The organism is Lysobacter firmicutimachus (assembly GCF_037027445.1).
Taxonomy (GTDB): domain Bacteria; phylum Pseudomonadota; class Gammaproteobacteria; order Xanthomonadales; family Xanthomonadaceae; genus Lysobacter; species Lysobacter firmicutimachus.
The window spans coordinates 823,582-835,598 of the sequence record NZ_JBANDL010000002.1 but is presented as its reverse complement, the minus strand read 5'-3'; the positions used below and the strand labels follow the sequence as shown (position 1 = coordinate 835,598).

The 12,017-nt window shown below is 63.0% G+C and carries 16 protein-coding genes; 4 read left to right on the top strand and 12 right to left on the bottom strand.

Annotated elements, in window-relative coordinates; translation table 11 throughout:
* Position 1: 1 nt before the first annotated feature.
* Both V2J18_RS03545 and V2J18_RS03540 read left to right on the top strand, forming a co-directional pair.
* Complete coding sequence (locus V2J18_RS03545) at positions 2 to 1,210, top strand: cytochrome P450 (protein ID WP_336130991.1); 1,209 nt, start codon at positions 2 to 4, stop codon at positions 1,208 to 1,210.
* 16 nt (positions 1,211 to 1,226) lie between these two features.
* The gene (locus V2J18_RS03540; protein ID WP_336130990.1) at positions 1,227 to 1,994 is read left to right on the top strand and encodes a class I SAM-dependent DNA methyltransferase; all 768 of its coding nucleotides are present in this window, start codon (positions 1,227 to 1,229) and stop codon (positions 1,992 to 1,994) included.
* An 18-nt stretch (positions 1,995 to 2,012) separates the two neighbouring features.
* On the opposite strand, the gene V2J18_RS03535 is transcribed toward V2J18_RS03540, so the two are convergent.
* On the bottom strand, positions 2,013 to 3,146 hold the full coding sequence (locus tag V2J18_RS03535; RefSeq protein WP_336130989.1) for a peptidoglycan DD-metalloendopeptidase family protein: 1,134 nt from the start codon (positions 3,144 to 3,146) through the stop codon (positions 2,013 to 2,015).
* 305 nt (positions 3,147 to 3,451) lie between these two features.
* Between V2J18_RS03535 and V2J18_RS03530 the strand changes: the two genes are divergently transcribed.
* Positions 3,452 to 3,736, top strand: coding sequence for an NO-inducible flavohemoprotein (locus V2J18_RS03530; protein WP_336130988.1), 285 nt, complete (start codon positions 3,452 to 3,454; stop codon positions 3,734 to 3,736).
* Positions 3,737 to 3,809: 73 nt separating this feature from the next.
* Here V2J18_RS03530 and V2J18_RS03525 read toward each other — a convergent pair whose 3' ends face one another.
* Both V2J18_RS03525 and V2J18_RS03520 read right to left on the bottom strand, forming a co-directional pair.
* A complete protein-coding gene (locus V2J18_RS03525) occupies positions 3,810 to 5,237 on the bottom strand; it encodes a phospholipase effector Tle1 domain-containing protein (protein ID WP_064747696.1) in 1,428 nt (475 codons plus the stop codon).
* A gap of 68 nt (positions 5,238 to 5,305) precedes the next feature.
* Positions 5,306 to 6,238 (bottom strand): NAD(P)/FAD-dependent oxidoreductase, encoded by a 933-nt coding sequence (locus V2J18_RS03520; RefSeq protein ID WP_336130987.1) that lies wholly within the window; start codon positions 6,236 to 6,238, stop codon positions 5,306 to 5,308.
* Positions 6,239 to 6,344: 106 nt separating this feature from the next.
* On the opposite strand from V2J18_RS03520, the gene V2J18_RS03515 reads away from it, so the two are divergent.
* Positions 6,345 to 6,794 (top strand): RrF2 family transcriptional regulator, encoded by a 450-nt coding sequence (locus V2J18_RS03515; protein WP_064747698.1) that lies wholly within the window; start codon positions 6,345 to 6,347, stop codon positions 6,792 to 6,794.
* Between the two features lie 212 nt (positions 6,795 to 7,006).
* Here V2J18_RS03515 and V2J18_RS03510 read toward each other — a convergent pair whose 3' ends face one another.
* The 9 genes from V2J18_RS03510 to V2J18_RS03470 form a co-directional block, all read right to left on the bottom strand.
* Complete coding sequence (locus tag V2J18_RS03510; protein WP_336130986.1) at positions 7,007 to 7,168, bottom strand: hypothetical protein; 162 nt, start codon at positions 7,166 to 7,168, stop codon at positions 7,007 to 7,009.
* A 127-nt stretch (positions 7,169 to 7,295) separates the two neighbouring features.
* Complete coding sequence (locus V2J18_RS03505) at positions 7,296 to 7,826, bottom strand: tetratricopeptide repeat protein (RefSeq protein ID WP_336130984.1); 531 nt, start codon at positions 7,824 to 7,826, stop codon at positions 7,296 to 7,298.
* A gap of 254 nt (positions 7,827 to 8,080) precedes the next feature.
* Positions 8,081 to 8,536 carry a hypothetical protein gene (locus tag V2J18_RS03500; protein ID WP_336130983.1) on the bottom strand — a complete coding sequence of 152 codons (456 nt, stop codon included), beginning with the start codon at positions 8,534 to 8,536 and terminating at the stop codon, positions 8,081 to 8,083.
* Between the two features lie 277 nt (positions 8,537 to 8,813).
* Positions 8,814 to 9,200: a hypothetical protein gene (locus V2J18_RS03495; protein WP_336130982.1), complete on the bottom strand. Its 387-nt coding sequence runs from the start codon at positions 9,198 to 9,200 to the stop codon at positions 8,814 to 8,816.
* A gap of 187 nt (positions 9,201 to 9,387) precedes the next feature.
* A complete protein-coding gene (locus tag V2J18_RS03490; RefSeq protein WP_336130980.1) occupies positions 9,388 to 9,837 on the bottom strand; it encodes a hypothetical protein in 450 nt (149 codons plus the stop codon).
* Positions 9,834 to 10,328 (bottom strand): hypothetical protein, encoded by a 495-nt coding sequence (locus V2J18_RS03485; RefSeq protein WP_141233445.1) that lies wholly within the window; start codon positions 10,326 to 10,328, stop codon positions 9,834 to 9,836. Before V2J18_RS03485 ends, V2J18_RS03490 begins: the two co-directional genes overlap by 4 nt.
* Positions 10,329 to 10,436: 108 nt before the next feature.
* On the bottom strand, positions 10,437 to 10,703 hold the full coding sequence (locus V2J18_RS03480) for a hypothetical protein (RefSeq protein WP_141233446.1): 267 nt from the start codon (positions 10,701 to 10,703) through the stop codon (positions 10,437 to 10,439).
* Position 10,704: 1 nt separating this feature from the next.
* Positions 10,705 to 11,337, bottom strand: coding sequence for a hypothetical protein (locus tag V2J18_RS03475; RefSeq protein WP_141233447.1), 633 nt, complete (start codon positions 11,335 to 11,337; stop codon positions 10,705 to 10,707).
* A 200-nt stretch (positions 11,338 to 11,537) separates the two neighbouring features.
* Positions 11,538 to 11,945, bottom strand: coding sequence for a hypothetical protein (locus V2J18_RS03470; RefSeq protein ID WP_336130979.1), 408 nt, complete (start codon positions 11,943 to 11,945; stop codon positions 11,538 to 11,540).
* Positions 11,946 to 12,017 lie beyond the last annotated feature (72 nt).

Genomic DNA, 12,017 nt, shown 5'->3' with positions numbered 1-12,017 from the left:
CATGACGCTTTCGCTGGAACAGCAAACCGAGTTGATCGACTACCCCTTCCCGATCGGCCCGCTGGGCACGCCGCCGAAAACCATCGCCTGGGCGCGCAAGCACCGACCGCTGTGCCCGATCCGCCTGCCCAGCGGCACCCCGGCGTGGATGCTTACGCGCAAGCAGGACATCGCGATGGTGCTCAGCGACCGGCGTTTCTCGCGCAACCTCACCTTTCACGGCGCGCCGCGCTTCGTCGGCGAAGATTTCACCGCCGTGCCGGGCGGCATCTTCAACCTCGACCCGCCCGACCACACCCGTGTGCGGCAGGTGATCGGTCCGTTCTACACCCGCGCCGGCGCCGAACGCTACCGGCCCTTGATCGAACGCCACGCGCAATCCCTGCTCGATGCGATGGCCGCCGGCAGCAATCCGGTCGACCTGATGCAGGCCTATTCCAACCTGCTGCCGCTGCACAGCAATTGCGACATTCTGCAGGTTCCGGTCGAGTTCCGCGCCCGTTACCTGGAATACTTCCATACCCAGACCAACTACGAAGCCAGCGCCGAGGAGGTCGCCCAGGCCACGGCCCAGGTGATCGACTTCGCCCGCCGGGTGATCGAACTGCGCCGCGATCAGCCGCATCACGACGATCCCATCGGCGCCTTGATCCAGGCCGAACGCGAAGGCCGGATCAGCGAGCAGGAACTGGTCGGCACGGTCTGCTATCTGTTCGTCACCGGTTCCGAACCGCTGATCCCGCCGCTGTCGACCGGCCTGCTGACCCTGCTCGTACACCCGCAGCAACTGCGCCAATGCATCGACGACCCCGCGCTGTGGCCGCGCGCGGTCGAGGAAGTTCTGCGCTACCACCACAACGGCGTGCTCGGCCTGCCGCGCGTGGCGACCGAGGACGTGACGGTCGGCGACGGCCTGATCCGCCGCGGCGAAGCGGTGTGCGCGACCATGCTGGGCGTCACCTGGGACCCGAAGTATTACCGGCATCCGGAAAAGTTTGACATCCACCGCGACACCGACGGCACCGCCACCTTCGGCAGCGGCCCGCATTTCTGCCTGGGCTCGTCGCTGACCCGGGTGTTTCTGGAATCGGCCTACCGCCTGCTGTTCGAGCGCTTCCCCCGCCTCGCCCTGGCCTTGCCGGCAAGCGAGATTCCATGGGAGCGCAACATCCTGTTCATCCGCCCGGTCAGTCTGCCGGTCGCCTGGTAATCACGAGGAGCCGTTCATGAACCACGCCGACAGTCAGTTCGACGCCCTGGCCGACGCCTACGAAGACAGCATCGAGCAGATGCCGTTCCGCAAGCACATCGAGATGCACAGCGTTCTGCGTGTACTCGGCGATACCGGCGGCCTGCGCGTGCTCGACCTGGGCTGCGGCAGCGGGCTGTACACCCGCGCCATCGCCCAACGCGGCGCGCGCCGGGTCATGGGACTGGACGTATCCGAAGGCATGATCGACTACGCCCGTCGGCGCGAAGACCGCACGCCGCTGGGCATCGGTTACCGTTGGCGCGACGCCACCCGCGCCGCGGATACGATCGCCGACGATCTGGGCGAGCGTTTCGATCTGGTCACCGCGATCTACGTCTTGCCTTACGCGCCGACCCTGCACGGCCTCACCTCGATCTGCCGCACCGCCTTCCACGCCCTGTCCGCGCCCGGCGACCGCTTCGTCGCCGCAGTGCTCAATCCGGAATTCGCGCGCGAACCGGGCTGGTATCGCAATTACGGCATGGAACTCAGCGCGCCACCGGCCCTGTACGAGGGGGCACCGGTGCATCTGCACGCCTGGTTCGGCGGACACATACTCGACCTGGACGCGTTCTACTGGTCGCGCGAGGCGCACGAGCGCGCCTTCGCCGAGGCCGGTTTCGCCCAGTTGCGCTGGCACGCGCCGGTGCTGGCCGAGAGCGGGCGCGAGGTGCAGCCGAGCGAGTTCTGGCACAACTACCTGCACTGCCCGCACGCGATGATCGTCGAGGCGCAGCGCTGACGCGTACCCGCGCGCCGGTCACTTGGCGAACATCACCACGCTGTTGGAAGCGGGCGCCTCGCCGAGCCGTTCGCGCTCGGTGCCGGCCGCCAGCGCCTGCCAGGGCTCGCGTCCGAGCCGATCGATCTGCGGATAGGTCCCGAGCAGTTCGAAACGCTCGAACACGAACGGCAGCCCTTCCGAGGCCAGGGGGCGGGCGCCGTCGGACACATGGAAGTGCAAGTGCGGGCGGGTGGAATCGCCGGTGTGGCCCAGCGCGGCGAGGGTCTGGCCACGGCGCACGCGCTCGCCGACCCGCACGCGCAGACTGCCCGGACGCAGGTGCTCGTAGGTGGCATAGCGTCCATCCGGCAGGGCCAGCACGAGATAGTTGCCCGGCGCCAGGTCCAGCGTATTTTTGCGGTGGCCGGAGATGGTCGCGCGCTCGGCGACGCCGTCGCGCGCGGCGACGACTTCGGCGTCGGCGACCGCGAGTACATCGGCGCCATAGCCCAGCGAGTTCGCGGTGCGGTCCGGATCGCCGCGGAAAATACGGCCGGCGCGGTCGACCGCGACCCAGTCGATCGCATGCCGTCCGGGCAGGCGGGCGCGGCCGTCGAAGGTGTAGAACACGCGCCGGTGGCCGCGTGGCCACTGCGGCGCATGCACCGCCGCCCAAGGACCGCCGCGCAGCGGCGGACCGAGCAGAAGGGTCGAAGGCTCGCTTACCGCTACCGGCGCGCCCTCGATCTCGTCTTCGCCCTGTGCGCCGAGCAAGCCGATGCGATGGCGCAAGGCCGCCGGCGCGAGGGTCCCGGCGGGCAGATCGAATTCGACGAACACTACCGCGCGCTCGCCCGGCCGCAACGCGGCATCGGCCGGCGTCGCCGCCGCAGCGCCGATCGACTGCCGGCGCGCGGCCAGTTCGGCGCCGGCGAAACCGGCCAGCACCGCTCCGCCGTCGCGGTCCAGCACGTCGACCCGCCGCAGCTCCCACGGCGCACTGCTGAAATTGGTCAGGTGCAGCTCGTACATCAACCGCTGCCGCCCCTCGACCCGCAACGGCGCCGGCGCCTGCGGCACGGCCATGTCCAGGGATTCGTTCATCGCCGCGGCGCCGGCGGGCGATGCGGACAGCAGCAACACTAAAGTGCAGGCGAGCGAGCGCAGCATCGTGAAGGGTTCCGGGGAGGCGACAAGGAGGCGGAGGACCGCGCCGGCAACCGTCGGGCCGGCACGAGTCAAGGCATGATCCCACGCCCGGCCCGGTCGCGCTGCATGACTGTCGTACTAAGCCTTTTGGCGGGGATTCGGGATTCGGGATTCGGGATTCGGGATTCGGGATTCGGGAGAAGTCCAAAGCAGGTCGGGCTCTGCTTCAACCTTTATCGATTCCTGCCCGTACTGCCATCATCCGCAGTCGGAATCTACTGATTCCACGGCACAGCCAACAGCGCCAGCCATGCCATGGACACGGTGTGCGCCATCTCGCTTCCGGCTACGTCCGCCTCCGCGCGGCCAGGGTCCATTGCGAATCGAGCATCGGCGATGTCGCGGGCAAGACCCGCAATGTCGATGTCGGCGCCCTGATCGACAGCGGCTGGCTGCGCGCCCACACGCCGCTCGACCAGGCCGATGTCTATTTGTGCAGGCCGCACCCGTTCATGCGCCGCTTCGTGCGCGAACCCGTCGATGCCGGCGTGCCGGGCGAACGCATCCGCTGTGAGTTCTTCGGTCCCAGCGACGAGGCCCTGGCAGCGTGAATCGCCCCCGATAGCTACGCCGCCGCGCACGGGCCGTACGGCCCGGCCCGTTCGCGGCATCGTCTTGTAAACGTCAGCCGTCCAGCGCGTTCTGCAGCGCAGCGTTGCTGTCTTCCACCGGCGTCCGCACGGCCCGGTCGAAATCGAAGCCGGCCGAGCCTTGGCCGTCGACGTTCTGCTCGATCACCACTTCGGTCGGCCCCTCCAGCCGCATCCGGTCGATCCGGGTCATGCCGGCGGAGGCCGCGACCCAGGCGGCGAAGGCCGCCAGACGCACCCGCTCGCCGTCGAAGAGGTTGACCAGGCCGTTCTCGTCGCGCAGGGTCGCCGCCTTCTGCATGCTCTGCAGCAGCAAGTCGACGGCATTGCCGCGCCGACGACGCGGCGCTACGGTCGGCGGCCCGCGGAACGGATCGATGAATCGATACTGCAGACCGGCCTTGGTGTCGTTGCGGCGTTCGCCTTCCAGCGGCCACGCACCGGTGTTGTAAACGTATCTGCGATCCTGCATGCGCGGCTTGCCCCACCAGGTGAGGCTGCCGTCGCGATACATGTCGGGCGGCGCCAGGTTCTTGTCGCGGCCGCCGTCGAGCTGGCGATTGCCTTTGGTGCGGCGCCAGTCGCCGGAGCCGGGCACCAGTTCTTCCTGATGAGGCCTGTTGCTCGCATCGTCCAGCGGAACGCTGCGCCGGGCCAGGAACGGCACCGCGCTGAGACCGTTGAGGTAGTCGATCATCAGATCGCCGGCCTGCGCTTCCAGGCCGCCGCCGGCGTAGCCGCCGCCGACATCGGAATGCGAGCCCGGCAGCACCACCGACAGGAAGCGGCCGTTTTCGGTCAAGCCCGGCGGCAGGATCGGATTGAGCGGGAAGTCGATGCGTTCTTCGTCGCGCGACTGCAGCTGGAAACCGGACACCACCGTGTCCGGCAAGCGCCGGTCGTTCTTCTGTGGCGTGCCGGCGGCGACCGGGTCGAACAGGCCGATCGCCTGCGGCACATCGGCCGGCTTGCGCAACTGCTGGCCGTTCCTGGCGGTCACGCCGCGTTCGCCGACCAGCACCGCGAAGCCGGCCGCCTGCACTGCGCCGCGGCTGAAACCGATCGTGACCAGGCGGATCTTCGCGGCCGGATCTTCTTCGATCCAGGCCCGGGCCTGACGCGCGAAGCGCGCATACATCTCGTCGATGCGCGCGCCATAGGTCGATCCGGTCAGTTTGTCGCGCACGCGCTCGCGGGCGCTGCTCTGCGTGCCCGGACCGGCCAGGTACGACACGACGATGCGCGGATCGTCGCGCACCTCGATCTGGCGCGCGATCGCGGCGATGTTGGTCGGGGCGTCGGGCTGCTGGGCGACATCGTTGCCGGTGCCGTCGAAGGCGGCGACGAACATGCGCTCGTTGACGCCGTCCGGCTGCAGGAACAGCGGAATCCGCAGCCCCAGCATTTCTTCGCGCGCCGCATCGTACAGCGCCAGATCTTCCGCTTGGGGTACCCAGGACATCGCAGCCTCGTATTCGTATAAGGGACGCTTCCCTTAACGAGCGGACGCAGGCGGCGTGAACGACAAGGCTAGGCCGCCAGCATTCCGGGCCGTTCTTCCAGCAGCGCCCGGTGCGCGCTCAGCCCCGCCATCGCACCGGCCGCCAACGCCATCGCCGCGCTGTGCATCGGCGCGGCCGAGTCGCCGGCGGCGAACACGCCCGGCACCGAAGTCCGCCTGAGTTCGTCGACTTTGAGATAAGGCCCGAGCGGACCGTCCGCGAGTTCGCAGCCCAATTGCAGCGGCAAATCGCAGGTCAGCTCGATCCGCGGCGCGACGAACATGGCGTCTATCGGCAGCGTTCGATCATCGGCGAGCAGCACCGCGGACAGCGCGGCCCCTTCGCCTTGCAGGGCAATCACCGGCACCGGCTCGATCCGCACGCCCAGCGCCTGCAGTTGCCGGCGCGCAGCCTCGTCGGGGTCGGTCAGCTCCTGGGTGAAATAAGTGGTCGGCCCCCACTCCGGAATCAGCAGCGCCTGATGCAGGCTGATGTCGCCGGTCGCGAGCACGCCGAGCGGACGGCCGGCGTATTCGAAGCCATGGCAGTAGGGACAATGCAGCACGCTGCGGCCCCAGTGCTCGCGCAGGCCGGGCAGATCGGGCGGAACGTCGCGGACGCCGGTCGCCAGCACCAGCTTGCGCCCGGACACGCGCTCGCCGGAGTTCAGTCGCAGAGCGAAGCCCAGGGCCGTGCGCTCGGCCGCGGTCGCGGTCGCCTGCTTCAGGCTCACGCTGGGATAGCCCATCAACTGCGCCAACGCCTCGGCGATCAGTTCCTCCGGCGCCTTGCCATCGTGCCCCATCACCCCGTGCGAGTGCGCGGCAAAACGGTTGCGCGGCCGCCCTGCATCGATCAGCAGCACCCGCTTGCGCGCCCGCGCCAACATCAACGCCGCCGACAGGCCGGCGAAGCTGCCGCCGACCACCACGACCTCGTAGTCCGAACCCTCGACACCCATGACGGATCTCCAATTCGTAACAATTGAAGGATCAATATAAGATGCACCACGGCAATATGCAACTTCATATGATATGATTTGGCTGGACCCGATCCGGCGACCGCCCATGAGACTCGACAGCCGCCTGTCGCGGATGCTGCACGTGCTGGTGCACATGGACAGCCATGAGCAGCGCGCGACCTCCGAGACCATCGCCGGCATGCTCGGCACCAACCCCACCGTGGTCCGCCGCACCCTGGCCGGCCTGCGCGAACACGGCATCGTTACCGCCGAACGCGGCCCCGGCGGCGGCTGGGTCCTGGCGCGCGAACTGTCCGAGATCAGCCTGCTCGACGTGCACCGGGCCTTGGGCAGTCCCAGCCTGTTCGCGATCGGCGTCGCCGACCGCAAAGCCAAATGCCTGGTCGAACAGGCGGTCAACGAACGCATCGACTCGGCCCTGGCCGAAGCCGAAGCCACCGTCCTGGCCCGCTTCGCCGCGATCAAGCTGGCCGACCTGGCGGCCGATTTCCACCGCCGCTTGAAGGCACGCGGCGGCTGGACGCACGAACTCTGAGCGAACCGGCCCGACGCTCAGTCCTTGCGCAGTTCCAACAGCGCGCTCCCGTACGCCCCCTGCGCCCGCTCAGCCCAGACCGGTTCCGACAATGCGGCAACCAATCGCCGCGGCAGCGGCTCGGAGACGCCGTTCAAGGGAATGCCGTAAACCACGCCGGCGGCGCTGGGCGCCCAGCAAACGAACAGGCCCTCGCCGGGTCCGGCCCAGAACTACACGTTGCGGATGCGTCCACGCAACGCTTTCGACAGCACATCGTGGTAGTCCAGCGACTCGACGTAGTCGCCCTCCTCGCCCCACGAGGTGATCCTGCCGTCGCCGGATTCGCCAAACCCGCGCCGAGACGTAGCACGGCCGAGAACACCCGCTCGCATGATGCTTCGATCGGCCCCGGAAGGCGGATCACGCAGGAATAATCGGCCATGGCAGCTCCGACAGCGCGATGGATCGAAAGGACGAAGGTGCACAGACCTCGCCGCTGAAGGTCTGCGCAGCGGAAGCTTACTCCTGCGGTTTCACCCCGAGATAAGCGCCGGCGACGTTTTCGGTGACCCAGGGATCGTCGTCGCTCAGCTTGAACGCCTGCTCGAACATTCGTTCGGCCGTCGCCCGGTCGCCCTGCATCAGATAATGCGCACCGACCTCGGCCAGCGCCTTGGCATCGTCGCGATTGCCGGCCAGGAATTTGTCGAACAACGGTTTCGCCCGGGCCCACTCGCCGGCCTCGGCATATACCCGGGCGATCCGATATACATCGCTGTCCTCGTGCTCGCCCGCCAGGATCGCATCGAACACCGCCTGCCCCTCGGCCTTGAACCCGCCCAGGTAATACACCCGACCGGCGCCGATGCGCTCCCAGCTGCCGTTTTTTCCGGACTGGACTAACGCTACTTCGAGCAGGGCTTTGGCGGCGTCTTCGTTGGGCTTGCCCTGATAAAGCGTAGGCGTGGGCTGGGGTTTCTTTGCGGCGTGGACTGGACCAGTACCGACGACGAACAAGGCCGCCGCAGCGGCGGCGATAAACGCCTTCATGTTTCCCCCTTAGTGGCGCAGAAACGCGAAACTAGCACGCTGCTATATGCGTTTTGAATGTGTGCCATTGAGCGCAATCAACGAAAAGCGAGGACCGCTCTGACCAAGGTTCGGCTACACATAGACCTGCGGTGCGAGCACGGTCTCGGTGCGGCCCTCGGACGGAGTCACGGTCTGTTCGACCAGCCAGACGATGTCGCTGATCAGCTGGGCGATCTGCTCGGCGGTCAAAGACGGAGTGCATTCTTGCGACACTATCCTATCTGAACCTCATTCAGCTCCGCGCAAATTCGTTCCAAAACAAAATCATCTTGGATGATCGCAAAATCATCTGAGTCATCGTGAAGCCCGTGAGCCGCAATCACTCTCGCGCCTGAATCCAACAAGAAGCATAATCCAACTTCGTTCGGAAGCTCGGCAAGTCGAGCGGTTCTAGGCTTTCGAACAAGGAGGGAAATTGCTCTGACCTGCGCACCAATCACTCGATGCCAAAATGAAGATGCGAACTTTGGATCATTGGCGGAAATTGGATGCAGCTCTTCATCGCAGGAGAGCGTGCCCCCACAGACGGACAGATCAGCCCGATCTCGCTCTACCCAAACAGACACCGAGTTCTTGGACGGATCGCTCGCAACCCCCAGAATAATGCCTGAATCAAATGCGATTGCTGCCGGACCACATGTCAACGAAAAAACATCCTTGCTAGCCAATCGGCACTCCTGCTCCGCCTCATCGGGAGCCCACCAACTGTACCTTATTAGGCTCACAACCCTATATCCCACAAGCGAGCGCAGATCGACCTGAAGGCGCGAAGGAACGACCCCGTTACCTGATACGCCTCCACTATCCATTTTACCTCCCAACTTTCCAAGCCTACCAAATAAAAAATATCAATTATTCGCTATTTTTCATATAAAACACCTCGACAGATACCCCCCTGACGCACCCGAATCGTGTACAGCGATCGAAAACATCGCACAACAAAGTTCAAAGCTGACAGTACACGCCCGCCTTTAATAACTTGGCCTCATCGAGGAAAGCTGCCAGCTCCAAAAGCGCCTTTACAATGGCGTCTCTTGCGATCTCGCAGAACAGCTCATTCTTATCACCATCCCAACCGCAGCAGAAACGAACAGACGTCGGTAACGCACTCAGCGCCTCCATGATTAAATTACGAGCAGCATCCACAACCTCTCCGACTAAGCGTTCCGGCATGACTTCTTCATACTGAGAAAAAGAAACACCAAACCGAATATTAACCTGACCCCAGAAATGCCGAAAAAACAACCATTCAGACACATCCGAGGGAAGCGACAACCCCTTCTCGGAACCGCACCCCGCGTCGATTATCATTTTAAAATATGATGAATTCATAATTAATCTGAATTCGTGAAATGCGTGAGAGCCTTACGGACATCCAAGGGAATCCCGGTGTGAACAGTTTCTGTTGGCTTCACCAATGGCACATTATTTGAAATTGGCTTTCCGAGCTGATCGATAACGAAGAGGCCCCTCAACATTGACGCGCCAAAACACCACTGCCCGGCTATGCCGGTCGAACTCAGCATGCAGGAACAGTGCACTGCCTCAAATAGGCAACAAAATCAACCATATCCTCATAGGCCGAAACGCCGAACTCGGGCATCCGCTCTCGAAAATACTGCTGTACTGTGAGACCACTGCTCCTGATCTCAGCATCCAAGCCCACGGTTAGCTTTGGGCAGATGGTCCAATTGATACCTGCTGAAGGGCTTCGATCATGAGAGACTAGAACCCAGTCAACCTTTCCGGTGTAGCTTTTTACAGCGCGACCGAGAGCCTCCAACAGTCCTGGCTGCTCGGATTTAAATCTGAAGCTCGTATACGGAGGCTCCGCTGAACGATCCTCAGCAACTTCTCCCTGCGCCGCTCTATACACAACCCGACTGAAGGAATTTCTGGCCCAGTCGAGTTCAGAAACCTCCCTCAACAGGCTCACAATCTCGTCGCCTTTAGCAAGATTCTTGCTCACGGAAATCCCTTTGGTTTGCTTGGGAAAATTACCCTATCAGGATTGATCCCACGGATGTGCTGCAACCAGTCGCCCTTCGGGACCGGAGTCGGTGACAAGCGAGGATCAAAGACATATCGCCCATCCGTGTAGACCTGGTGATACCACTGCCCAGGCTCTAACGAGCCGTTCTCAAAGACATTCAGATTACCGGACGACAACGGCCGGGCTTCAAGTATTCGCCCTTCGCCATTGCTCGTCCGAAGCATCGACTCAGCGATTTCGTTGCAATCAACGCACCGTATGTCATTCGCCATATTGCGAATGCCCACACTGTTCATCGCGTCGACGCCGGCCTGACTTGGTGGGAAATTGGGGTTGATCGCTCGCACCGGCCTAGACATTCCGGGAAGCGTCAGACCTTCAGCAGCTCCTACACTGTTTGCAATGCCCCCCAACGCGGCGGCATCAATGTCGCCGCCGCGCAGGGCCGCCGCTGCGGCCGCGGTCATGTCGTGCAGCACAGCCTTGTTGGCGCCGCCCTTGCTCCAGCTCTATAGCCGCAGGTGGGTGCCGGCGACTACCGCGAACCCAGAATTAGAAATCAGAAAGGGAGGCGGTCATTCGCTATCAACCTCCACAACATAAGCTTTGTAAACAACCTCATCAAAACCCTTAATCCACACCCGGCCGCATTTCGGGCAATGAATAACATCCTGCCCAGTCCTATCCACTTCGGCAATCAGGGCATTTCCACTCATATCTTTTTTCTCGACGCGATCCACCAAATCATACAAGACAACATTTGGAATCATCGTGTACTGCTCAGGCGCTGGCGTTCGCACCAGGCCAATTACATGCAAACATTTGCACAGAAATTTTGCCATCTCACCGCCTCAATAGGTTTTCAACAACCATCCGATCGAACTGCACGACCCTCCCCCTTTGCGAGAAAATTAGTCTATCAAGGGGTATTTGGCGCCCTTGCCTTACTTTCATGAAAGCAGCCGCAGCAGCCTTGTACATGTCGAAATTACTGAAGCCAACAGGAACTACAACCACAACAGAATCAGCCTGCCCGGAAAAAACCTTCGCCTCAACTTCCCTAGCAATTGCAATAACACTAGGTTTTTCTGGCGCGTATACATCCACCCTCCCCAACCCCTCCACTACGAACTCCGAAGTCGGCATTCCAGAAACCCCTCTTTTACTTGCCTCCAACGGCACATGCACGTCATATCCAAGAGCTAATAATATTCTCAACCCTTGCTGCTCAGTAGCACTGAGATCATCCATTGCCTTTCCGACCTCAAACGTAGCGTTGCCGGCGCGGGTAACGAGTGCAGTGCCTCCCTGCGTTATGCCTTCAATCTCTCTTGCCAGGTCGTCTGCTGCTTGAGCAGCACGTTTCACTAGATCATCTGATACACCAGCGACAACCTTACTACCCCCAATAGCTGCAGGTATGGCTATTCCAGACGCAAAAGCTGCATCGCCCATTCCCATTTCCATCGCAGCCACGGCCAGCTCGTTGCACGTAGCGAGGCTGGAAAAACATCGGGCAGCAACTCCTGGAAGAGTCAGGCCGGCCAACGCTGCGGTCACTCCGGTAGCGCCTGTGGCCCCAAGGAACAAGCCGACCTGGCCAGCACTTCTGGAAGTGACGTTGTCGGCCCAATGGAGCAGGCCGCGGCCATAGATGTAGCGCAGGTCACCCTGACTCAGCCCTCCTCCCTGCAGCGTGTTATAGACCTGCTGGAACGCGTCGACATCACCAGCGAGCTGGTCGCGGAACCGGGCGTGGCGAGATACCGGGTTGTGTCAGGCTCTTCGAATCCTTTACCCCAATCGAATCCGGGGCGATTCTTAGTCAAGAACGACAATGCTTCTTCATCGACCTGATCGGTGATGGGGCGATGCTCGTTGAGTCTTTGGTTGGTCGTAGCATCAACCTGCGCCGCTGCCTCCAGAATCAATCGACGCTTGGCTTCGTCGATCGGAATATTGCCTGCTTCGAAAGCGAACTGCGAAGCGTTGACATTGATCCAGGCGATCTCGTCCGGATGCAGCTGCCGGTTGTACTGATCCCCCGCCAGCGCCGACGCCGCACCACTGCCGCTACCGATCATGCCGCCCAGCGCAGCGCGGCACCGATGTCGCCGCCGCGGTCACGCCGTGCAGCGGAGCTTTGTTGTTGCCGC